Origin of the sequence: Bradyrhizobium sp. CSA112 (genome assembly GCF_029051645.1) — a bacterium.
Classification (GTDB): domain Bacteria; phylum Pseudomonadota; class Alphaproteobacteria; order Rhizobiales; family Xanthobacteraceae; genus Bradyrhizobium.
On sequence record NZ_JAACFS010000062.1, the window covers coordinates 1 to 21,976 of the forward strand.

18 protein-coding genes and 5 pseudogenes are annotated in these 21,976 nt (G+C 59.1%); 7 read left to right on the top strand and 16 right to left on the bottom strand.

Annotation, left to right across the window (positions count from 1 at the left end; all coding sequences use genetic code 11):
* The first annotated feature begins 232 nt into the window (after positions 1 to 232).
* Genes GWE18_RS40380 through GWE18_RS40395 form a run of 4 tightly spaced genes read left to right on the top strand, consistent with a single transcriptional unit; the run spans position 233 to position 2,017 of the window.
* Entirely contained in the window at positions 233 to 592 is a 360-nt protein-coding gene (locus GWE18_RS40380; protein WP_275191077.1) for a DUF6788 family protein, read from the top strand.
* A 41-nt stretch (positions 593 to 633) separates the two neighbouring features.
* Positions 634 to 951: a hypothetical protein gene (locus GWE18_RS40385; protein ID WP_275191078.1), complete on the top strand. Its 318-nt coding sequence runs from the start codon at positions 634 to 636 to the stop codon at positions 949 to 951.
* Positions 952 to 1,010: 59 nt separating this feature from the next.
* Positions 1,011 to 1,889: a hypothetical protein gene (locus GWE18_RS40390; protein ID WP_275191079.1), complete on the top strand. Its 879-nt coding sequence runs from the start codon at positions 1,011 to 1,013 to the stop codon at positions 1,887 to 1,889.
* The gene (locus GWE18_RS40395) at positions 1,886 to 2,017 is read left to right on the top strand and encodes a hypothetical protein (protein WP_275191080.1); all 132 of its coding nucleotides are present in this window, start codon (positions 1,886 to 1,888) and stop codon (positions 2,015 to 2,017) included. Before GWE18_RS40390 ends, GWE18_RS40395 begins: the two co-directional genes overlap by 4 nt.
* Before the next feature lie 287 nt (positions 2,018 to 2,304).
* Here GWE18_RS40395 and GWE18_RS40400 read toward each other — a convergent pair whose 3' ends face one another.
* The 9 genes and pseudogenes from GWE18_RS40400 to GWE18_RS40440 form a co-directional block, all read right to left on the bottom strand.
* Positions 2,305 to 2,913 carry an SRPBCC domain-containing protein gene (locus GWE18_RS40400; RefSeq protein WP_342804345.1) on the bottom strand — a complete coding sequence of 203 codons (609 nt, stop codon included), beginning with the start codon at positions 2,911 to 2,913 and terminating at the stop codon, positions 2,305 to 2,307.
* A 682-nt stretch (positions 2,914 to 3,595) separates the two neighbouring features.
* Entirely contained in the window at positions 3,596 to 4,747 is a 1,152-nt protein-coding gene (locus GWE18_RS40405) for a thiamine pyrophosphate-dependent enzyme (RefSeq protein ID WP_275191081.1), read from the bottom strand.
* A 57-nt stretch (positions 4,748 to 4,804) separates the two neighbouring features.
* Positions 4,805 to 5,919: pseudogene (locus tag GWE18_RS40410) on the bottom strand (phosphoenolpyruvate hydrolase family protein).
* A 22-nt stretch (positions 5,920 to 5,941) separates the two neighbouring features.
* Positions 5,942 to 7,027 (bottom strand): Gfo/Idh/MocA family oxidoreductase, encoded by a 1,086-nt coding sequence (locus GWE18_RS40415; protein ID WP_275191082.1) that lies wholly within the window; start codon positions 7,025 to 7,027, stop codon positions 5,942 to 5,944.
* 39 nt (positions 7,028 to 7,066) lie between these two features.
* Complete coding sequence (locus GWE18_RS40420) at positions 7,067 to 7,696, bottom strand: cupin domain-containing protein (protein ID WP_275191083.1); 630 nt, start codon at positions 7,694 to 7,696, stop codon at positions 7,067 to 7,069.
* 289 nt (positions 7,697 to 7,985) lie between these two features.
* Positions 7,986 to 9,065, bottom strand: coding sequence for an NAD(P)-dependent oxidoreductase (locus tag GWE18_RS40425; protein ID WP_275191084.1), 1,080 nt, complete (start codon positions 9,063 to 9,065; stop codon positions 7,986 to 7,988).
* Between the two features lie 16 nt (positions 9,066 to 9,081).
* Positions 9,082 to 9,939, bottom strand: coding sequence for a phosphoenolpyruvate hydrolase family protein (locus GWE18_RS40430; protein WP_275191085.1), 858 nt, complete (start codon positions 9,937 to 9,939; stop codon positions 9,082 to 9,084).
* Entirely contained in the window at positions 9,929 to 11,137 is a 1,209-nt protein-coding gene (locus GWE18_RS40435; RefSeq protein WP_275191086.1) for a Tm-1-like ATP-binding domain-containing protein, read from the bottom strand. Before GWE18_RS40435 ends, GWE18_RS40430 begins: the two co-directional genes overlap by 11 nt.
* Positions 11,138 to 11,233: 96 nt before the next feature.
* Positions 11,234 to 11,449 (bottom strand): hypothetical protein, encoded by a 216-nt coding sequence (locus GWE18_RS40440; RefSeq protein ID WP_275191087.1) that lies wholly within the window; start codon positions 11,447 to 11,449, stop codon positions 11,234 to 11,236.
* 587 nt (positions 11,450 to 12,036) lie between these two features.
* On the opposite strand from GWE18_RS40440, the pseudogene GWE18_RS40445 reads away from it, so the two are divergent.
* A pseudogene (locus GWE18_RS40445) lies at positions 12,037 to 13,357 on the top strand (IS5 family transposase).
* Positions 13,358 to 13,527: 170 nt separating this feature from the next.
* Here GWE18_RS40445 and GWE18_RS40450 read toward each other — a convergent pair.
* The 7 genes and pseudogenes from GWE18_RS40450 to GWE18_RS40480 all read right to left on the bottom strand — a co-directional run.
* Positions 13,528 to 13,995, bottom strand: a pseudogene (locus GWE18_RS40450) (DDE-type integrase/transposase/recombinase); the annotation flags it as partial.
* 419 nt (positions 13,996 to 14,414) lie between these two features.
* Positions 14,415 to 14,996: a hypothetical protein gene (locus GWE18_RS40455; RefSeq protein ID WP_275191088.1), complete on the bottom strand. Its 582-nt coding sequence runs from the start codon at positions 14,994 to 14,996 to the stop codon at positions 14,415 to 14,417.
* 135 nt (positions 14,997 to 15,131) lie between these two features.
* Positions 15,132 to 16,367 (bottom strand): FAD-dependent oxidoreductase, encoded by a 1,236-nt coding sequence (locus tag GWE18_RS40460; protein ID WP_275191089.1) that lies wholly within the window; start codon positions 16,365 to 16,367, stop codon positions 15,132 to 15,134.
* Positions 16,364 to 17,197: a sugar phosphate isomerase/epimerase gene (locus tag GWE18_RS40465; protein ID WP_275191090.1), complete on the bottom strand. Its 834-nt coding sequence runs from the start codon at positions 17,195 to 17,197 to the stop codon at positions 16,364 to 16,366. Before GWE18_RS40465 ends, GWE18_RS40460 begins: the two co-directional genes overlap by 4 nt.
* A gap of 53 nt (positions 17,198 to 17,250) precedes the next feature.
* Positions 17,251 to 17,571 carry a MocE family 2Fe-2S type ferredoxin gene (locus GWE18_RS40470; RefSeq protein WP_275191091.1) on the bottom strand — a complete coding sequence of 107 codons (321 nt, stop codon included), beginning with the start codon at positions 17,569 to 17,571 and terminating at the stop codon, positions 17,251 to 17,253.
* A gap of 148 nt (positions 17,572 to 17,719) precedes the next feature.
* Positions 17,720 to 18,721, bottom strand: a complete 1,002-nt coding sequence (locus tag GWE18_RS40475; RefSeq protein WP_275191092.1) for a sterol desaturase family protein — start codon at positions 18,719 to 18,721, stop codon at positions 17,720 to 17,722.
* A 694-nt stretch (positions 18,722 to 19,415) separates the two neighbouring features.
* Positions 19,416 to 19,662, bottom strand: a pseudogene (locus GWE18_RS40480) (IS256 family transposase); the annotation flags it as partial.
* Positions 19,663 to 19,771: 109 nt separating this feature from the next.
* Between GWE18_RS40480 and GWE18_RS40485 the strand changes: the two are divergent.
* Both GWE18_RS40485 and GWE18_RS40490 read left to right on the top strand, forming a co-directional pair.
* Positions 19,772 to 20,363, top strand: a pseudogene (locus GWE18_RS40485) (IS630 family transposase); the annotation flags it as partial.
* A gap of 382 nt (positions 20,364 to 20,745) precedes the next feature.
* A complete protein-coding gene (locus GWE18_RS40490) occupies positions 20,746 to 21,816 on the top strand; it encodes an extracellular solute-binding protein (RefSeq protein WP_275191093.1) in 1,071 nt (356 codons plus the stop codon).
* The last annotated feature ends 160 nt before the right edge of the window (positions 21,817 to 21,976 follow it).

Sequence of the window (21,976 nt, forward strand, 5' to 3'; positions counted from 1 at the left end):
GCCGCCATCCTGCCATGATACAGCTCCTCGTTTCGCCGACCGCAAACGAGGAATCCGCCAACAGCCCGTCCGTTCCACCAATTCAGCCTGCTCCATCAGCGCAGGTTTCATGGAATCGGTCGTCTAGTTTCTGTCGCGAAAGACATTTCGCCCTTTAAAATAGGAGCTATTTCGCGATTTTCGAGCACGTTTTTTCTTGCGGCGTACATGTGCATGGTATCACATTCTTCATATGAAGCATGTTGATTCGGAATCGCCTTCGGATGTCGCGCGCTGGCTGCGAAGCGAATCGACGAATCTCTGGCCTGCGCTTCTGGGTTCGCTGAGCCTGCGTCGTAGCCGGTGCATCCGCAAGAATTGCCCTGCGTGCCAGTCTGGCGAACAGCATCAAAGTTATGTGCTCTACGGTCGCGCGAACGGGCGTCGCGTTGCCGTCTACGTGCCGGAAGAGCTTGTGCCGGAGGTTCAGCGCAGCCTGGACAACGGGCGCGCTCTGCAGGATCTGCTGCACCAGGCGGCACCGCGATACATCAAAGCGCTGAAGCGACAGCGCGCCGAAGCATCCAAAAGCAAGAAGAGCCGAGCGGTGTGAGAGCGACAGCGCGACAGATCAGCTTTGCCGATTGGGAGCTGATGCGGCAACGTGATCAGGGCATTCGCCTGGAGCCGCTGCTGGAGGCGATATCCGGCTTTCTCGACGACCAGCGGGACGTCATCGAGCGTGTCCGGCGGGATCTGGTGCGTGGCCTGAAGCAGCCAGATAGCGGTCGTCACGGATTGACGGCGACACAGGTTCTGCGCTCGCTGGTTCTGATGCGGCTCAAGAACTGGGACTATCGCGAGTTGCGTGAACGCATCGCAGATGGATTGACGCTTCGTCAGTTCACCGACTTCTACTGCGCGCCGGTGCCGAAGAGCACGACGCCTTCCAGCGTGGCTTCATCCGTCTGACCCCACAAACGCTGAAAGCGGTCAACGATTTGGTGGTTCGGGCAGCGGTCGAGCTCGGATTGGAGGATGGCACGAAGCTGCGGGTCGACACTACGGTGGTGCAGACCGACATTCATCATCCGACCGACAACACGTTGCTATGGGATGTGGTCCGCGTCGTCACACGCTTGGTCCGCCGTCTGGCCAAAGCGCTGGAATTGCGAAGAATCAAGGGCTTTTGCGACCGCACGCGCGCGGCGCGGCGCCGGATGTACGAGATCCAGCGCATGACGACGAGGCAGCGTCACGAGCAGCAGACCCGGATATACCGGGCGCTCATCGACATTGCCGAGGAGGTCGTAGGAAACGCACGCGCGGGGCTCGAGAGGACCCGCACGATGCGCGGCAAGGACATGTTCGCCGACATGGCCATCGAGGAACTGCGCAGTCAGATCGAGCACTTCTGCGGGCTGGGAGATCGTGTCATCGATCAGGCACGTCATCGTGTGCTCTTTGGTGAGCAGGTAGCTACCGACGAGAAGATTTATTCCATCTTCGAGCCCCATACCGACCTGATCAAACGCGGCAAGGTGCGCACGCCGGTCGAGTTCGGCCACAAAGTCTTCCTCGCCGAAAGCGCGGAGGGTCTGATCACGCAATACGAGGTGCTGAAAGGCAATCCGCCCGACGAGGTTCATGTGGCATCTTCCCTCCAGCGCCACAGGCAGGCCTTTGGCCGTGCCCCGCAGCTGTATGGCTCGGATCGTGGCTTCTTCAGCGAGCAGAACCTTGCCTCGTGCAAGCACGCCGGCGTAAAGGTGGTGTGCATTCCTCAGCGTGGTGGCAAGAGGACGGGACGACGTGAGGCGTACGAAAAGAGCGTGGCTTCAAGAATGGTCAACGCTTTCGCGCCGGCATCGAGGGACGCATCTCCGTGCTGTTCCGAGGCCGCGGCATGAAGCGCTGTCTCGCCGAGGGACGTGACCGCTTCGAACTGTGGGTCGGCGCCGCGGTGCTCGCCAACAATCTCATGAGGATTGCGGCAATGCTGATGGCAGGATCGTCGCGCAGGCGAAAAGCTGCTTGATAGACCCGTAGGCCTGCCCCGGTCACTCAAAGTGGCCACGGCTCAGCGCATCTCAAGCTGACAGCCGGCGCGCAATACCTGAAACCAACTCAAAAATCATCTGTCCCGAGCTTGCCGGTCCCGTTGCTCTCCTTCATTTTGTGCCCAATCCATCGGCATAACTTGGATCGGCGCCCCCAAATCCGGGCGTTTCGCGACAGAAACTAGACTAGGCCTATTCATGCGCCGCGCGCACGCCCTGGCATCGACCGGAATCGGCACGGACTGCACCCGCGCTAGACGGCCCCTCAAGACCGTGCAACACCGAAGCCGTCTCGCACTTTCCGGAACAACCGTGGAAGCCACGCAAATAGTGCGTGAGCTGCTCGACCATGCGTTCCATGCTGATGCCCCGCATCCAGCTCGTCAGTTCCCGGATACGGCTCTTGAACCGCCGCATCACTTACAGGACAATGCACCGCAGCCGCTACGTTCGCACCGAACTTCCTCATGAGGAACGCCACGGCTGGGCCCGCACTCGCGCGAGCGGCGAGCGCGAACACGCCGGAAAAGTCGAATCGCCCTTGTATATCGAGCACACTCACCCGAGCGTCGGACGATACGCCAACGACCTGCCCCCTCACTTCCGCTTCGGCACTGATCAACCCGGCGGCATCACTCCCTTTAGCGCGGATGATCGCGGTCCGGTCGGCTCCGATTTCGATGCTCGCAACGCCGTTGAAGGTGACGGTGAAGTCGCCGGCGCTCGCGACGATCGACGCGTTGTAGCTGCCGTCCCTCAAACGGTCGCCCACTCGCACGCCGGGGATGCACGGGAGGACAGAGGGCAGATCGGCCACGAACCGCCAGGCCTCCTCCGGAGATGCGGGCACATCGACTCGCCGGGTGATATTCACCTTTGTGACCTTTTAGCAATCTTAGAGGGCTCATTGGGCCACGCGGCCCCGATCTCACCGAAGGTCGTCGACCTGGCAACTCCCAGCGCGGCTGTTACTTGGAGGAGTTGCCTGCGTTTGAGGTCCATATCCTTCTCCTTCGTTGCGGGCTATGGCCTTTACGCGCTCGCAAACGTTCTAGTTTGTAAGCCGCTCCCCGATAGCAATCCGACGAGGCACACATAATGTGGGTTTGGCGCAAAAAGGCCGCGTAAACCGCTGCCCAACCGGAGAAACCCTGCAAAGATGGCAACGTTGCTACAGATTCCTGCGCGTAGTGAGGCACAGCAAGCCGAGCCATTTTGCGACGCGCAGGAGCCCTGAGGCTCGCAGTATGACTGCAATATTGCCGATTGAGGCGTGTTAGGCGAAGACGAGTTTACATTTTGCGCTCTCGGCGGTCACTTAGTTGATAAATGAGATTACAGGCCACTGCTGTGCAACCCAGCTATGGGGAGACGTCCGCGCAAGCCTTAATCTGACGCGGGGTTTTGGAGAAGAGCGCTGATCGTTGCGGGCCGGCTTGCGTCTCCGCTCTAACCAAAGACATCGCGGCCGGATCGGCCGAGATGTGACGCTATTCGAGCGGGTTCTTTCTCTCTTCCCAGCAATGGATCCCGCCTCCTCCGATGGACGAGGCGACTCAGGTCCCCGCCAACAATGTACGAAGGTATTTCAAGCCTTCCGGCATCAATTGGCGGTGGGGTCCCGCTTGTTTGCCGGCCGGCTTTACCTTCAGTGAAACGAACGTCAGATCGTCGCCAGATAGCACCTCTGGCAGCCCTCGCTTGAGCTCGCCAATATCGTCAAACGTAAAAGCGCGAGGGATACCGCAAGCGCGCGCGATCGCCGCGAAGTCGATACCGTCAGCCATTGGGAACGCTTGCTTGGCGGTGATTTCGTATTCAAAATTTTGAATCACGAAGTGGACGAGGTTTCGGGGACGCACGTCGGCCTCAGTCGCAAGACAGCCGAGGTTCATAGCCAACGAGCCGTCGCCGTCCAAAACCCACACTTTCCGATCCGGGTGTGCCATGGCGATGCCAAGACCGAGAGAGCCCGCTTTGCTCATAAGACCAAGGCCCACGACATCGAGTTCCTCCTGCTTCGAGATCAACGGCCACACTCGGTCTGCAGTCTCATGCGTAATGACCAGCTGATCCGTGCGATGGGACGCGAGACAACGCAGGCTTTCCAGATAATCCATCCGCGCTTGCTTGGCTAAAATTGCGGACGAATTTTCGTCTTTAGTGGCGGGGCGGCCACCAATACCAGGAAATAGCAACGCAGTGGGCCCCTGCCTTCGCTCGGCTAGCTCGAGCGCACGACCGATCGCGCTGATCTTCTTCGCGTCATCGAGGATCTCATACGGGATGTCCCATGCGCGAAGAGTGGGTTCGGTAAAGCGCCCCCTAATGTTCGGGCTACCGTTCCCCCATCCTCGGTACCCGATCAGAGTCACGAGGGGGAGACCAAATTCGATCCCGAACCGCACCGAGTCGAGGGACTCGTGGAAGCCAGAGTTCTGCATCATGAGGACAGGCTTTTTGCCGGCCGTCAGCAGGCCCGCCGCGATCGGAACATTCTCGCCTTCCCGACATGTGTGCACGAGTTTAATCGAAGACTTGCCTGAGGCAATAAGCTCATGAAGGCGGACGGTCCAGTTATCCGCCAGCGCGACCATGTGCGTGACGCCGGCTTGCTCCAGCGCCTCGAGAATCTGCAATGCTTTCGGCGCCTCGGGTTGATTGTAGAACTCGTTGTCGTAGCCGTCGGCGATTTCTGTTCGTTTCAACTCAATCCCCTTTCCTTAATGGCCCTAATGCGTTCCTACTGAGGTTCGAGAGGCGGGCTACCTTGAGCAGTATATAGCGGGGTCGAATGCGAGAAGACCGCGCAAATTGGGCTGGGACCGGTGAAAGCCTGCAAAGATTGGCGCGTTTTTGCAGATTGGGACCTGCTCTGACCCGAGCCGCAAAGGCGGGGACACCAACAAGCCCATCTGCTGGATCGATGGTGATCTGCCCACGATCGAGTATTCGCGCTGCACATACTCAAGCTGACGCTCCAATTCATCGATTCGTCTTTGCAACGTGCCTACTGATTTGAAGGCCGATGTAACCTGCTCCATCGAAGTCTCGAGCGGTACCCGGTCAATGATGGAGTCGCCAATGTAACCGTCCGCCTTGGAAAATGCCGAAACCTCGTACATTTGTTCGGGAGTGACGGCGGGACCGCCCTCCAAGACGCAGAGTGCATCTCCTGAAATAGCCCATATCTGACGGAAGACGATCTTCGCATGCTCAGCCGCTTGGATCAGGGTGAGCCCGGTGCGGCTGCCCACAGTGCCTCCAACATTCCAGCCTAGATTGAGATTGATAATGTCCATGCCGGCCTGTGCAGCCTGCTGAGCCTCTGCCACTGTTCGCACATAGGCGAGAGTTGCCATGCTTCTCTTCTGACCGGCACGGAGCATTTCGAGCTCCCGCTGGAATCCAAGCCCTGCGCTCTCGATATCGGCCCGAAAACGTCCATCGAGGAAGATGGAGGTGGGGAAGTTTAAAATCCCGCCGAAGCCCGCATCCGCAATTCTTTCCAGCTCAGCTTCTATCGGGCGCCGGGATCGAAAGCACAGGCCCCAAAGAAGACCGGGACGTTGGCGAAGGGCAGGATCTCTGGCCGGGCGAATTCCATGACGAAGTCATTGCTCTGGCGCAAAGCGAGCAAAGAAAAGATCGAGGGCGCGCCCATGCTACGCAAGCGCCCGGCGTCTATGGGCGAGGATAAAGTCTGCGCCGCCCCGCGAGGCCGCCTGGGTGGCCAACCCCGTGCCGATAGCAGCACCCACGAGCGTAGTGTTAGGCTTTTGCAGAGTAGCTTTAAGGGTAGCGACGATCTCCGATCTCGCGTGTGCGGAGCGGATGCTGCAGGAGGTGGTTGCCCTGAACCAAAGATGAGATCAGCCATTATGAGGTGATCGTACACCTAACTATAATGCAATTGGAGCACCCTCTCGAAAGGATTGGAGGAATTCCTGTACTTTGACAGGCTTGCCCATACGTGCACTCTCAATCGCGCCGAATACCATCGCAACGGACTGCAGGTTGTCCTCGATGTTCGTAACCAACGGTGGGTCACCATCGAGCCACTTGCAGAATTGCTCGATCAACAATGCATTCTTCCACTTTTTCCCAGCAAGCAGCGACACCTGCTGCCCTTCCCCCTGCCGGCTCTTTTGGTAGATTCGCTTCGAATCCCGATGGAATACCTCGAGCTCGCGATGATCGAGGATAGCCGTCCCGTACGTCGTCTCGACCCGAAAGTATTCAAAGCCCCAGGGGTTGAGCCCCGTGGATTGTGCTGAGGACCCTTCGTATATTCCATACGCGCCATTGGCGAAGTCCATGAGTGCTATGACGTCTGTGTCGCCCTTATATTCTGCCCATTCCGGCTTCCAAGTACGGGCAAAAATGGACGTGCAGTGAGCCCCGGCCAGATCCGCCATGATGTCGAGGTGATGCACCGCGCCCTCGATCAGCATAGGATGGATCATTTCGTGGCGAAAACGGCTCCACGAATCATAAATTCGGAAGTCGCAAAGAGACCGACATGAGACCGTGTTCACCCGGCCCAGAGCGCCCGCACTGACCAATTCTTTCAGGGTGGCCTTGTCTTGATCAAACCGGTGACTCATGGTTACCGCCATCTTACGGCCGGCCGCTTTCACCTTGTCAGCGATCCGGACGGAAGCCTCCATTGTGTCAGCGATCGGCTTCTCTGACAGGATATGCATGCCCCGAGCAACGGCCAGATCGACGATTGACTCGTGCAGAGCAGGAGGGATCACGATGCTGCAGAAGTCGGCGTCCACCGCCCGGAAAGCCTCTTGTGCGGAGGTGAAGCACTGCTCCGTCTTCAGACCAAGGTGCCTCCTGCCCCGTTCCAGGGCATGGACATCGATATCTACCAGGCCGACCACCTCTATCGTCCCATCTGTGACGTTTGACGGCAGAAATGTATCGCACCAGCGCTCTCCATACCCGCCGGCTCCGATATGCAGGACCTTACAGCCCATGAATGTTCCCTTCACAATAGGCTTAAACCTGAGGCAGAATCACACCCGCTCCGCGCGAACCACAGCAGGTCCGTGCTTGTGCTCCCAAAGATGCCCAAATCGCTTCTTGCCTTCGAGCGTTGTCTCGAAATACGCAGCCTTTATATCGGCCCGAACCTGAGGAAGATCGTGATGGTGTCCCATGCCGATGGGCACGCAGTCACCCGCCTCGACTTCGAAGCTGCGCGATCCGACAACGACCGTACCTGCCCCCTCAAGGATCACCCAGTATTCATCACAGTCGTGATAGTGCGAGTCGAAATTAGTCGACTTAGGATAGTTAACCGGATCTCCCTTTGCCCAAGCTGGAGTGCTCGGAGTTAGCCTGAAAATGCCGCATCCGCCCAACTCAGTGCCCCACCTGCCGCAGAAGATGAGGACCTGCGCCGTGCCATCGCCGACGTCCGCTGTAAAGGGACCGTTGGCCTTATCCATGTCCCAGAACTGACCTTCAGAGAGCACTTGCGCTCCCTTCCCACTCGCTAACCGGCACTTTCCACGCGTGACGAGTAGACGCTGCTTTTCGGCTGTGACCGCTATCGCCCGGGGCTGCGCACTGAGTTCAAATAACTCGAAGCTCATGAGCTCGCACCAGCCCGGCGGCTGTTCTCCACTTCTGAAGACGGACATCTTATTCCTTTCCTTTCTGTAGTCAGGCTTTTTGGCGGCGGATTGCCTTGAAGGGGAGCGTTTAGAACTCCACCGCCTCCTCGGTGGGCAACCGCTCCATGCTGCTTAGTCCATAGAAACTGTTGACCGCGCGGCAGAACTACCAACCAGCTGTCAAGGCGTTACACAGGTGGCGCGTTGCGAGAGCCCGCGTCAAACAACTGACAAGACACCACATGTAGACGAGGACATCGCAGGGTTTGATTGGGACGCGATGCCGGTCGGCCACATCAGACACAAGGCGCTGCCATTACTTGCGCTCCATCGCGCTCCCCCTGATGTCTACCCGCGCATACATGGTCTCATCAATACGGGTCACCTCATAACGCCGCGGCTGACCTTCGATAACGGCAAGGCAGTCGCTACACGCATCGTAGAAGCAGCGATCGTGACAGTAGAATGCCTCTCCAGCAATGTGCGGCGTCGTCAGCACGTTGGGAAGGAACCGGTATGGTGCATCGGGGGCCACAGGCTCATTGCTAAAGACGTCGATCGCGGCCCTGAGACGGCGGTCGTTGACAGCGTCCCACAGCGCCGGCTCGTCAACAACGGCCATGCGGCTAACGAGTATGAAGAGGGCACCAACGGGTAGCGCATCGAAAACCGTCTTGCCGATCGCGCGAAGCGACGATTCGAGCGGTGGAATGCCTACAACGAATATCTCCGAGAATGCTGCGAGTTCTTCGAGCGAATCTGTATAAATCAGTCCCAGGCGTTCCGCAGCGGACTTGTCGAGAGCCGGATCGTAGACGGCGGTAGGGCAGCCGAAGCCGCTGATAAGCTGGTGATAGCGTTTGTTGATGCTGCCGCAGCCCGCCAGCCCGATTCTCTTGCCAGCGAGATCGCCATACACGTGTCCAAGTGTGTCCCACGAAGATGCCTTCCAGCCTCCAGCTCGCATGAGTGCGACCGCTGCAGGAATGTCGCGCAATAGATTGAGAGTTTGAGCCAGTGCAAATTCCGCGACCGTGGGCGTCATTGAGCGCGAGGTGTCGATCAATACGATCCCGCGTGCGGTCAGTGCATCTAGCGATAGAAAACCCGTAAAGCGGTTGTCGAACGTTCCCCCAATTGCCTTAAGCCGGGGGGCGCTATGGAGGAAAGCATCATCCAGGAAAAAGTCTGGTACCGTCCACGGGCTCACCAGAAGCAGATCGGCACGAGGCAGAACCGATCGCAGGTCTTCCCGAAATGATGGACCACCATGCACAATGGTAGTCGTCCCCTTGGTCTCTAACAGAGCGGCGCCCCTTTTGATCCAATCAGCATTGACCCGATCGGCTTTCGTGGGATTGGAAAGAATGACGCTATTGAGGTCGCGCATGATCATCCTTTTGTTTCCTTTCTCAAATTGTATTGCGTCGGATTGCCTTGAAGGCGAGCGTCTGGGACTTGATCGCCTCCTCGGTAGGCAACCGCTCCATGCTGCTTGCTCCGTAGAATCCGTGGCACCCCGGGCAGGCATCGAGAATGAATCGAGCATCTTCCGGATTGGCAATCGGACCACCATGGCAGAGAATAATGATATCGTCGCGAAACTCTCGCGCCGCCTCGATGCACTGGTTAATCAGAACGACACTTTGATCCAGGGACTTGCCTGAACGAGCACCAATCGCGCCACCGGTGGTCAGCCCCATATGGCACACGAGGATATCCGCCCCGGCCTCCGCCATTGCTTTCGCATTTTCCGGACTAAATACGTATGGTGTAGTCAACAGATCGAGTTTGTTGGCCTCTGCGATCATATCGACTTCCTGCGCATAGCTCATCCCAGTCTCTTCGAGGTTTTGGCGGAACACTCCATCGATCAGACCGACGGTTGGGAAGTTCTGTACGCCGGCGAACCCGATCTGCTTCAGTTCGCGTAAGAAGCTTGACATGACGACGAATGGATCAGTGCCGTTGACTCCAGCAAGAACCGGAGTCCGCCTTACGATGGGCAGGACCTCGCGGGCCATGTCGACGACGATCTGATTGGCATTTCCGTAGGCGAGAAGGCCGGCAAGCGAGCCACGGCCGGCCATGCGATAGCGGCCCGAATTGTATATGACGATGAGATCAATATCACCGGCTTCTTCGCTCTTGGCGGATAGGCCGGTCCCGGCGCCCCCGCCTATGATCGGCTCTCCGGCCCGGATCATCTTCTGGAAACGGTCGATCAGCTCCGACCGGGTGCGACGTTTCGCGCAAATCTCAGTGCTCACGAAGGACCTCTTGGAAGTTTGCAACAAGCAGTTCCGCAAATTGCGGATCGTTTATGTGAAGAGCGACGCGGGTCAGCTGTCGCTGGTCGGTGCGACGCAGCGTGCGCTCAAGCGCTGAGAACAGGGCAGCGTCGGCTTCAGGGTCGTGGAAGGGCTGGCCCGGCGCATCGATCGCCGAGACACCCAGGTCAGGAATCAGAAAGCGCACTGGCCCGGTACAGAGGTTAAGTCGCTCTCCGATCCATTCACCGATCCTGTTGCATTCATCAGGCGTCGTGCGCATCAGTGTCACCTGGGGATTGTGCACGTGCAGCCGACGACCGCGAAACTGGCTAGGAACCGTCTCCATTGCCCCAAAGTTGACCATATCGAGCGCGCCGCAGGAGCCCACGTAGGGCAGCCCGGTTCGGGCGAAGGCACCGAAGCGGTCGGATGTACAGGGGAAAACTCCGCCCACGAGGTAGTCACCCACCTCGGTGGTGGTGACATCAATTCCACCTGCCAGCAGTCTGGAGTCGGCGAGCTTCTCGAACGATTGTCCTCCAGTTCCCGTGGCGTGAAACACCAGACAGTCGAAGCTTTTCTCCAGCACCCTGGTCACGGCCTGGACGCACGGTGTTGTGACACCGAACATTGTCAGCCCAATTGCCCGCTTGTCGTCGCGAGCCGCGTCGAGCTTGTTGAGCACCATTCCGGCAATAGAGTGGGCCGCATTGGCGAGGACCACCCGCGAAATTCGGTTCAAGCCGGATACGTCGGTCACCGAATACATCATGCTGATGTCGGTCGGCCCCACATATGGCGCGACACTCCCAGACGCGACCGTCGAAACGAGCACCTTCGGGGTGCCGATGGGAAGAGCGCGCATAGCTGGCGCGATCAAGGCAGTTCCCCCGGAGCCGCCAGCACCGATGATGCCGTCCACGTCATGTCGAGATCGGATGAACTCAACGAATGCCTGCGACATGGCGGCAACTGCCTTGCCGCGATCCCTGAGTTCCTCGCCCTTCGGTAGATCCGGATGGAAGCGCGCCACCTCCGCTGGATGAACGTCGACATCTTGAATGTCGCTTTGCAAGTCAGATACCGAAACATCGACCAGAACGACCTGACAGCCGGCATCTCGAATACAGTTCCGGAGATACCGCAGTTCGCCGCCCTTGGTGTCGCAGGTACCGACTACATAGACTGTTTTCATTGTCCTCCTCCCAGGTCATTCTCGTCGGGCAGGTCCTTGCCGTCCCAAGCGCTTAGCGCTCGTGTGGTTCGCGGCATGAGCGTCAACAGCGTATCGTCATGGATCGCGTTGAACATCATCCGGCCGGTCGGCAAGACGGGCGATCAGCATGAACAGCAGGAGTGGCAGAACGAGAGTGAAAGCTTTCAGCTTGCGCCGCCGCTGGACCCGCTGCAGCTTGATCCGCAACGACATGCCATCGGGACTGCCGACGATTTGGACCGCCATCGATTCCTCTCTCACCCTCTCTAAGAAGGCGGCGAGGACAGCCATGATGTTCTTCTTGATTCAGCATTTTTTAGCGAATTCAGGATGGCGCCAGCGGCGGACGGTCAGCAGGCTCTTGCCAACCGCACCAGCAATCGCTTCCGCCATCAGTCCATCGCTCGCCAGCAGCACGATCCATGACCTCCAAAATCTCCTTCTGCGTTGTGTTTCAGTCCCGGACCCAGCCGCTGCAATTATTCACGATTGGCCGCGGTGATCGCAATTCGCTCGATTTCCTCATCGTCGCAGATTCGCCGGTCACGCCGACTTGCTGTCAGTGAGGAAACATTAGATTGTTGTGCGTGTTCTTGTCGTATGATCGTAAAGGGCTACTCACGCATAAAAACCCTGAAACTCGGCCCCGGATCAGGGAAATTCTGCAAAACGAGGGCGCATCCTGCGGTTTGGGCACTGAGCCATCGGCCGCTAGCCTGAGTAGTCGCCCGTGAAGAACCTCCCAAGCGGTTGAGCGGGAGTCGATTTTGGAGCGGAGCGGCGTTTGAGATTGCAAGCTTTTCGGGTTTGAAGGCCGGAAAGCTTGCAAAATCATTTTTGCGATTCCCTCGAATCGAGGGTCGTGATTCCGTGGTCGCATCGGAGGGGACGATGCGACCCAAAGAACGACGGCACAGCGACAGGCCGATCTATTGCGCTCGCGGCTGGACGTGATCATCGACATGAACCAAGCGCTGATGAAGCTTTCGCGGGCGATCGACTGGTCCTCGAGGAGCGGTTTGGCGCGGCCTACGAAGACAAGCCGGGCCGGCCGACGTGGCTGATGGCGGGACTTGCCATCCTCAAGCACATCTACGACCTCTCTGACGAGGTGCTGTGCGAGCGCTGGGTGGAGAACCCCATTTACCAGTTCTTCTCTGGCGAGGAGTTCTTCCAGCACCGCCTGGTGTTCGATCGCTCCTCGCTGACGCGCTGGCGCCAACGGATGGGCGAGGAGAAGCTGCAAGCGCTGCTGCAAGAGAGCCTCTCGGTTGGGACCAAGACCAAGGCGATCAAGCCGTCTGACCTCAACCGCGTCATCGTCGACACCACCGTGCAGCCCAAGAACGCGATGTTCCCGACCGATGCGCGGCTTTTGAACCGGGCGCGCGAGATCCTGATCCGGCTGGCAAAGCGGCAGGGCCTCGCGTTGCGGCAATCCTATGCCCGGGTGGGCAAGTTCGCCCTGGATCAAGCATCAGCGCTGCAGGGCCCTGAAGACGCTCAGAACCTATCTCGGCCGTGTCATCCGCGACATCACCCGCAAGATCGAAGGCCGCCCCGACTTGCTCGGTGAGATTGTTCTCGGACGCATTCTGGCGCTGGCTCGACGGGTGCTTGACCAGAACCAGCACCAGCGGGGTCCGAAGGTCTACTCGCTGCACGCGCCGGAGGTGGAATGCATCGGCAAGGGCAAGGCGCGCACCGGCCTTACGAGTTCGGGGTCAAGGTCTCCGTCGCCACCACGCTATCGCACGCGAGAGGCGACCAGTTCGTCGCCCATGTGAAGGCGCTGCCCGGCAACCCTTATGACGGCCACACGCTTGAAACCGTGATCCCAGACATGGAGGCGCTCATCGGCAACATCATCGAGCGTCTCCTCGCTGACAAAGGCTATCGCGGTCACAATGTGCCACCCCAATACAAGTGCAGGGTGTTCACATCAGGTCAGAAGCGGCGGGTGACGCCCAAGATCAAACGCGCGATGCGCCGCCGCTCGGCCATCGAGCCGGTCATCGGCCATCTCAAATCCGAACATCGGATGGGCCGTAACTATCTCTGGCATCGGCAGGGCGATGCCACCAACGCCGTCCCGCCGCCGCCGGCTACAACTTCCGTCGCCTCATCCGCTGGCTGGAGCTTCTGTTGCACCAAATCCTCGTCCAGCTCATCCTCCGACTTCAGCTCGTTCCGAGCTGAAGTCGAGTTCTTCACGAACGACTGAGTACGCGGGCGGGAAATGATCCGCAGTCGAGACGGCGCGTCGCTCGCCGACACCCACGCCGCTCTCGAACGGAGATCGCAACCACCACCGCTGCTCTGTCGCCAATGCTAACTGAAGAAGGGAACGAAGCGAACTTCGCTCCGCGTCATGCGGCGAGCAGTTCGAACTGCTCCGCGAGCGAGAGATGTGGATTGCGGGTGTACTCCACCTGTCCTTTGCGCATCATGTGAGCCATCTCGATCCCACCCAAGATCGCCCCGAGCGGATGCTATCGACTTAAACCCGAGCACTGGCCGGACTCGTCGCTTGACGAAGCGATGGTCCTACTCGATGCGATTGTTCAGATACGCACTTTGGCGGATGCGAATGGACTTGAGCTTGCGTCGTGATCGGGTCCTACACGCATCTTAGAATTGGATGGCTTCGCGGTTCGTCTGGCTGCCGTCAACGTACAATGTTCTCGGGCCCACCATGCCATCTTGAGGCCTTGCTCGGCGAGGTTTCGCCGCTCGCTGACCAGAATTCGACCGGGTTTGCTGTCGATGGACAGAGGGAGATACGTCCGTCGCCGGCGCAACTTGATATACGTCTCATCCACATGCCATTTTCTACTGGCGCTTGAGTCGATTGATCGGAACCGGATTGACTTCCACATCCTGATAGCTTGTGAACATCCGGGCGGCTTGAGGACAGCGAGTTTCTGTGGTGGCGTCGTTTTGTTGGGGAGTGGCGCCGAGGGTGAACGAAGAGCAACTTCGCGAACAACTGCGGCAGGTCGATTGTATTTCGGCGCAACGAACCCCGGCGAAGCCGGATTTCGACCACCTTCCCATGCTATGGTAGATGCGCAAGTTGGCGGACATGATGGCTATGAATGCGGCCGCTCTCACGCCCACAGCACGGGCAATACGACTGTCAATCGGGCCTTCAAATTTGGCTCTGACGCAGGTGCAGCTCGGACTATTCTGCAGATCGATTTTCCCGCGGCCGTACATTTGACGTCTGAAAAGCTTGAGGCGCGTGATCTGACCTTCAGTCTGGCCGTTGGACCAGGGTGAAGCGATTGCCGCCGCCGCCTCTTCCTTCGCGACGCCGCTGGCGAACGAGGCTACGAGGGTAACGGGCGCGCTCGATCCATGGAATAAGTCCCGCCTCGGTTTTCAGGTGGAATTCCGCGATGATCTCGCGGGCCTCGACCAGTGTTTGTACGCCAGCGTCGACCGCAGAGATCGTGACGTTTCCGCTTTCGTACGCAGGTCCCCGCCCGATTGTCATGAGGCGGGCAATCGTTCTGGCCGACGGAATCCGCTGAAGATTTTGTGCGTCGGCCTTTTCGGCCCTTCGTCTGCGGGTCGCCCACTCGCTGACGACGCGGAGCGACCCTCGGAAGCCACGCGCTGTCAAGCGGCGCCAAAGTTCAGCCCCATTTCGACAGCCGGACGCCCATTGATCGTCGAGCCATGGCAAATGCAGGTCCCACGAACTTTGCCAAGTCCGGAAGACGTCATTACCTTCACCGCGAATCAGTTTCCTTCTATGTCCAGTCTGGCGCATGATCTGCTTGATGGGTATGTCGTTCTTTGACAGAGCCAGGGCGAGCCCGTGGCCGAGCATGATTACAGGGCAACTTAATCCCCGCGTAAATCTCCATTTCGGCGTTCTTTGCTTGGTCGCTATCATGCACCTAAAGATGGCCAGGCCGCTTTTTGCCCTCGAGCGTAGCCCGGTCCGCAATGCGGAAACTCGATCCTAAACCAGTAGAGATTTCATGCTAACCGCCGGGTCTGCGAGCGCCTCAGCCTTGGGAGCAAGCCGCCTGCCAATCATCATCTCGGCGAAGCGTATTTCCTTCGCGACCGCGCCCAGGCTGCCGAAGGCGCATGCGGCGACCAAGCGGCGATCGGCGGCCAGGTAGAAGAATAACTGGCCCTTCGCGCCGAGGTTCCTCGCTACTGGGACGTCTTGTTCTCGGCAGAGACCGGCGATTTGAAGCGTCTCATCGTATTGATCCGACCAGAACCACGGCACGTCCTCGTAGGGACGGTTCGCACCCAATATGTTGGCCGCGGCCGCCGCACCTTGGCGCTGCGCGTTGCGCCATGCCTCCAGCCTGATCCGCTCTCCATAAAGGCGATGCGGAAACGAGCAGCAGTCGCCCGCCGCGAAGATGTGTGGATCCGAGGTAGCCAGCATCTCGTCCAGCGCGATGCCGTTGTCGACAGTCAATCCCGCCGCCTGCGCGAGTTCGACGTTCGGCACGGCGCCGACCGCAATGAGGACCAGATCGGCGAGGTGCGTGCGGCCGTCCGCGAGCACGACTTTGGAGCGACCCTCATTCGCGTCGATATGCTCGACCATGGCACCGGTCTCGATGCGCGCGCCCGCACGCTCGTGCTTGGTCTTGATGAGTTCGGCCATGGGCGCCGGGACTGCCCGCGTCAGCAGCCGCGGGCCAGCCTCCACCACGGTCACGGAAGCGCCTCTTGAAACCGCGCTCGCGGCAACCTCGAGTCCGATGAAGCCGCCGCCGATCACGACTAGCTCGCACCCTCGACCGATGTTTCGTCGGATAGCCAATGCGTCAGCATACGTGCGCAGCGTCGCCATTCTGCTTCCTGTGGCGGCCGGAATGCTCAATTTACGGGGGTGGGCGCCGGTGGTCAGCAGCAGTCGTTCGTAGGCCAGCTGCGCTCCGTCCGAGAGCGTGACCGTGTGTGCCACGCGATCTATCGACTCGACGCTCCTCCCTTCCAGATAACCAATTTCCAACTCAGCCAAACGCTGGTGCGTGATGAGTAGTTTTGGTCCAGGATCCATTTCCTCGGTCAGGATCGCCTTGGACAGCGGCGGCCGCTCATAGGGCAGCATAGTTTCGTTGCCGATCAGGACGACCGGGCCCTGCCAGCCGCCCTCGCGCAGGGCGATCGCGGCGGCCGTGCCGGCCTCGCCGGCCCCGACGATCACTATTGCGGGTTCGTTGCTCAAGCGTGCGACCCCTGTTCGAGAGAGAGTTGCGCGTCGACTGCCGTACGGTCGAATAAGTCCCGCACCAGGGACTTGATTAACAGAGCTTCCTCCCAGCGATCGGTGGTATCGTTACCCTCGCGATCGGTAATTGCATAGGGGCGCGGGCCGAATTCGCATGCGAAGGAGAGAAGCGCGTCGGCACCGCCGCGCTTGAAGCCGTATTCCCACCAACGTAGGAACAGGTAGAGCCAAAGTTTGTGCTGCGGGAAGGTGATCTCAACCTGTATCTGCTCGCGCGATGCGACGCGGCCGTGAAATGCCCATGTCCGGTCGAGCACCTGTCGCACTAGCGCTTCGTCTTCGTCTTCGTCTTCGTCAGAGATCGGATACGAGAATCCGCGGCCCAGCAAGACGTGCGAGAGGTCCGCCAGCATGCGCATCTCAGGAACCTGATCGATCAGATCGAGCGTGAACAGGAGATCTGTCGTCATCCTGTTGCGATGCGTCTCGAAATAGATCGGCATGCCGGCCTCCTGCGTGAGCCTGATCCAGCCTTCTAGTAGCGGGATGCAGTCCGCGACGCGGCGCGGCCGGACCTCGAGCTGGACGTTGAGATGCGAGGCGCCGAGTTGCCGACCGAGGTCGATCGCGGCTTTCAGATCATCGATCGTCTGCGGGAAGCACATGCCCTCGACCGCAAGCCCGGTGCCGGCCAGGGCACGCGCGATCAGGGCGACACGTGTGGGATCGATGCACGACGTGCTGATGCCGTCGAATCCCGCTTCCTTGATCATCGTCAGGTTATGCTCGATGGAGCGCTCGATCCCGTCGGGATGGCGCCGTTCCATCGCCCAGAGTGACTGTGCTTCGACACTAAGCTGTCTCCTGGCGCTCGCCCCGCTCAGATCTTGACGAAGACGGTGTCGCCCTCGACCTTGACCTCGTAGCTGCGCAAGTCGATGCATGCGGGCAGCGCGAGTGCCTCGCCGGTCCGGTAATCGAACGTTCCGAAGTGTTTAGGGCATTCGATGATATGGCCATCGACAATGCCGTCCGCGAGATGGACCTTCTCGTGGGAGCAGTGGCCGTCAATCGCGAAATAGACGCCTTCCGGGGAGCGAGCAATCAGAAACGTGCGCCCTCCGTGGTCGAAGCGGAACGCCTCTTCCCGATCCAACGTATCGATGGCGCAGGCCACCACCCACTCTGCTGCGGCAGTCAATGTGGCTTCCTCTAATTCTGGCTGTCGATAGCGGCCGCCTCGACGGTGAGGCTACGATCTGCTACCACTGACGCTGCCCACCGGCAGAAGGCCAGCTGCCGGCGCACGCAGCGCGGGATGCGCGTGTACGGGCCGGGGTTCGCGACCATCAATGCGATCCGCCGCGCGCATACTTCTTGGCTTTCATTCGCCTGTACATCGCCTGGTCGGCTTCCGGCGAACCGTCATGCGCTGTGCCGAACCACTCGTCCAGCGGGATTTTCAGATCGGTGCCGTAGTTCACCTCAAAGTACTTGTGGTGCAGGTAATGAATGTAGTGGTCGTTGTCGATGCATTTTTCATCGCCCGTCACGATCCGGTCGAAGCCGGAATGACCGCTCGCCGGCGCCAGCGCCGAACGCAAAAGAAAAAATACTGCGTGCAGCGGGTTCGAGGGCACAAGAAAAAAGATCAGCACGCCGGAGAAGTACACGATGTGCTCAAACGGGTGCATCGACAGGCCAGACCAGGGACCCGGATTGACGTTGCGGTGGTGAACCTCGTGAACAATTCGGTATAGCGGGCCCATATGGATCAGGCGATGGATCACATAAAAATGCAGTGAATACCACATCGGCACAAGCACCATCAGGGCGATGAAATAGATCGGCTGTTGTCGGAAATCGACGTAGGGGATGTACCCGTTGGCAGACATCCACCAAGTGAGCACTTCATACGCCGTCCAAACAGGCACGCCGCTGCACATTGTCCAGAACACATTCTCGGCGTTCTGGCTTCCAAACAGGAACGTTGAATTGTTCGCCTCGGGCCACTTAACATTGTATTTAAATTCTGTCTGCTGGCGCCGCTGGATGTAGAGCACGGTGTGGAGACTGCCATAGAACAACAGTGTAAGCGCAGCATTCCGCAAAAGGATGAGCGAAATCCATCCGAGACCAAACTCCCGCATCGTTTCCAGCGAAGGGGTTAGATACCAAGAGACAAGCGCGGTCGCAAAGTAGATCGCGTTGTGAGGCCACAGATAGCCGGACAGCCAGCGCAGGAATGCTTTCGGCTGCGCTGGCCAGACGAAGATCGGAGCGCGCTTCGGCCGCCTGTTGGGCGTCCAGTACCCCCGTTTATCACGTGCGCCATACAGGGTGTCGTCCATATCTCTCTCCTTGTTGCGCGAGTGCGCGAGCGACACAATTCTGCACTCGCGGACATGAGCGGCCTTCAACGCATTGCCCTGCTCCTTTATTCTCAGGGTTCGCAATTACTTAGCAGAGAGTCAGCGCCCAATGACGGCAAAGATCGGCTCAGAATTGCAGCAATACTGCAGAATGAGGTGACTTCAAGCCGAGCGGAGAGCATCGCCCTCGGCGGGCGAACGGCTATTTGTTAGAGGCCGGGGAACCCTTCCTCACAAAGGAGAATTGAAAGTCGAGAGTCTCGGTCTTGCCATTGGGCAAGATGATCGAGGTCACCGAACGCACGTCCCTCTTGGCGGGCGCCGAGATCGCCATTCACCGACATCTTGATGTTGGCGAGTTCCACGCCCGATCCGTCGCTCTTGACGCAGACCTTCTTTCGGGCGCGGAATCTACGTCCCGACCGCCCCAGCGAGTTTCCCGAATCGCGTTCACAAATGTGGACCGCAATCATCACGCGCGTTACTGAATGGTGAAGCCGCAGACGAAGAACTCATCACGGAAAAAGGCCTCCGGTATCACGCTTACCCGATTGCACCACCCAACGCCGATTGCCAAGCGATGTGAGATGCGGTCGCGCCTGGCGCGTCGAGAATTCGATAGAGGTGCTTGACTTCCTCGGCCACCTTCGAAAATAGCGTTGGAGATCCTGTAAGTGAGCGCCTTCTCGGCCATCCGCCGCGGCTCGAGGAAGCCGGAGAAGTAGGAGCCCGTGTGCAGCTTGGGAATGTGCAGCTCGACGGTGCCGGGTCCAGGCTCTCCTTGCCGTAACCTGCCCTGGTCAGGCCTTTGACCTCGAGCTCCATCAGTCGGTGAGCGGCAAACCGATCATCTCGCGCAACAGATCGGCATCAGGGGTCTTCTCCACGAGCGCGCGCAGGTTCATCATGCCGTCGATCATCGGTGGTTCCTCGAATCACGTTGATGTCGCAATCCGAACCTTACCGACGAATCATCGGTGACCACCCGCGAAGCCGCTCGCTACGGCGCTATGTGGGGGCGCGCGCCGCGAGCGGCCGCTGGTCTGCTTCGGCGAAACCCCGTCCAGCTCATCGGCGAAATGCGCCAGCCGATCCCACCCGAGCCGGGAAAGCGCAAGCGTTACGATTACGAGTACCGCCGCAACGGCACTGTCAATCTCTTCGTCGCCTTCGACCCGCATCGGGCCTGGCGCAAGGCCAAAGTCACCGAACGGCGCACCGTCGTGGATTATGCTCACTGCATGCGTGAACTCGTCGATGTCCATTACCCCAAGGCCGCCTGCATCCGTATCGTGCAGGACAATCTGTCGATCCATGCCCCCGGCGCTCTCTACCAGGCTTTTGCCCCTGCCGAGGCCCGCCGCATCCTGCGCCGCCTCGAGTTCCACTACACCCCGAAACACGCCAGTTGGCTCAACATGGTCGAGATCGAGATCGGGCGTTCTCTAAGGGCAATGTCTCGGCCGACGGATCGACGATCCAGAACGCCTTAGAAACGAGATCGCAGCAGCAGCGAAGCAAAGCTCGCGCCCGTATCAAGTGGATGTTCACAACAGCCAAAGCTCGCGCCAAACTGGGGCGCGCCTATCCAGACAACCCCAAGGAGTCAAAACCACTGTGACCAGCTACTAGCCGCGTGGCGAGGCGACTTCATGCTCGTCTGTGGCTAACGCGGCGGCGGCCGCTATATCGATGGTAGCGCCTTTGCGATGCACAGCGCGATCCCGGCTTGAGCCATCTGTAAGCCGCATCGACTTCATCGGACCTTGATCGAGTTGGCGCCACCCGCCTTGGCCGACTCGACGCAGAGCAGACCAAGATGGGAGAAAATCCCTATTTTTGCAGCATTTCATCATCTCAGGCCGATTTATGCGGTCTTTGCGCGTCGACCACCTATACATTTTGAGTTTACTAGGCTGCTCGAGAAAGCCGCCTGCCCTACGAACTTCAGCAGAGCGCGAGCGCCTGAAGGCGTGAGCGCCGAAACGAGAGGAGAAACAGGTATGGAGCTCAAACGCAGAGAATTCCTCCAAGGAGTAGGCGCGCTGGGTGTTGCCGCCACATCCTTGCCCTTGGTGCCTAAGGCCCACGCGAAGGAACAGCTCACAGCGTATGAATTTGGACCACCGTGGGTCAACGCCTCGAAGAAAGTGGCGGCAAAGTGGGATAAGGCGGACATCACCTGGGAGCTGTCCTCCGGCGGAGGTGCGACCCTCCTCGCCAAGATCAAGGCCACCTGGCCCAACTCGCCCTATGACCTGGTCAACAACTGGTCCCCGGTCTTTAAGGCCATGATCAAGGAGGGATGGGCAGAAACAGTCACCTTGGCCGACGTGCCGAATTTGGCGGATGTGCCCGAGCGATTGCTGACCAGGGATGACAAGGGCAACATCAAGAACATCCCGCGTGAAGTGGACGGAGGCTTCTTCGCCGTGCGCGCCGATCGTTGTCCCATTGAGATCAAGACCATCGAGGATCTGCTGAATCCCAAGCTGAAGGGGCAGATCTGCTGGCCCACCGCGACTAACTTCACATGTGCGCCCCTCGTGATGCTCGCGCTAGCGCGTGGCGGGAACGAGTTCAATCTCGATCCGGGCTGGAAATTCCTCGAGGAGTTGGCCAAGTCCGGCAATATCGGTCGCGTCTTTAAGGGGGTTTCAGAGGCCACGAACTCCCTCTCGACGGGCGAGACTAGCATCGTCTATGCGGCGAACGGCGCCCTCTCTGCACTCGCCAAAAGAATGCCTATGAAGGCGTTGACAAAGTCGGACCCATCACTGAAGGCGATCCTTTACACTCAGGGCTGGGTGGTCATGGCCAACTCGAAGAAGAAGAAGGCCGCCATGGAGTTCGCCAATTTCACTGTGAGCAAGGAGAACTGCGAGCTGTTCTTCCAGGATGTCAGCAGCATACCGGCGAACCAGAAGGTGAAGCCGAACGAGGACACCGCCGCCATCCACTTCACGGAGCAAGAGTTCAACAAGTTCGCCTATTTGCCGGACTATGGCTATATGTCCACGCAATTGGACAGCTGGGTGAAGAAGTTCGAGCAAGACATCACACCAAAGATTTAAAGCGGAATGAGTTTGGCTCGAATCGATTTGGATTGATCGGGATAGGGGGACGTCTCGCGACGCCACCCCTCCCACACCACCGGGCATACGGGTCCGTACCACGGCGGTTCGATCGAGTTAAGCCGGCACAGGCATGAAGATTCGGGGGAGACCAAGAGAG

Excerpts from the sequence above, each read along its gene's own strand:
- GWE18_RS40380 (WP_275191077.1), top strand. The coding sequence starts at position 233 with ATGAAGCATGTTGATTCGGAATCGCCTTCGGATGTCGCGCGCTGGCTG.
- GWE18_RS40385 (WP_275191078.1), top strand. The coding sequence starts at position 634 with ATGCGGCAACGTGATCAGGGCATTCGCCTGGAGCCGCTGCTGGAGGCG.
- GWE18_RS40395 (WP_275191080.1), top strand. The coding sequence starts at position 1,886 with ATGAAGCGCTGTCTCGCCGAGGGACGTGACCGCTTCGAACTGTGGGTC.
- GWE18_RS40415 (WP_275191082.1), bottom strand. The coding sequence starts at position 7,027 with ATGGGCTGTAAGGTCCTGCATATCGGAGCCGGCGGGTATGGAGAGCGC.
- GWE18_RS40420 (WP_275191083.1), bottom strand. The coding sequence starts at position 7,696 with ATGTCCGTCTTCAGAAGTGGAGAACAGCCGCCGGGCTGGTGCGAGCTC.
- GWE18_RS40425 (WP_275191084.1), bottom strand. The coding sequence starts at position 9,065 with ATGATCATGCGCGACCTCAATAGCGTCATTCTTTCCAATCCCACGAAA.
- GWE18_RS40435 (WP_275191086.1), bottom strand. The coding sequence starts at position 11,137 with ATGAAAACAGTCTATGTAGTCGGTACCTGCGACACCAAGGGCGGCGAA.
- GWE18_RS40440 (WP_275191087.1), bottom strand. The coding sequence starts at position 11,449 with ATGGCTGTCCTCGCCGCCTTCTTAGAGAGGGTGAGAGAGGAATCGATG.
- GWE18_RS40455 (WP_275191088.1), bottom strand. The coding sequence starts at position 14,996 with ATGCTCGGCCACGGGCTCGCCCTGGCTCTGTCAAAGAACGACATACCC.
- GWE18_RS40465 (WP_275191090.1), bottom strand. The coding sequence starts at position 17,197 with ATGGAACGGCGCCATCCCGACGGGATCGAGCGCTCCATCGAGCATAAC.
- GWE18_RS40475 (WP_275191092.1), bottom strand. The coding sequence starts at position 18,721 with ATGGACGACACCCTGTATGGCGCACGTGATAAACGGGGGTACTGGACG.
- GWE18_RS40490 (WP_275191093.1), top strand. The coding sequence starts at position 20,746 with ATGGAGCTCAAACGCAGAGAATTCCTCCAAGGAGTAGGCGCGCTGGGT.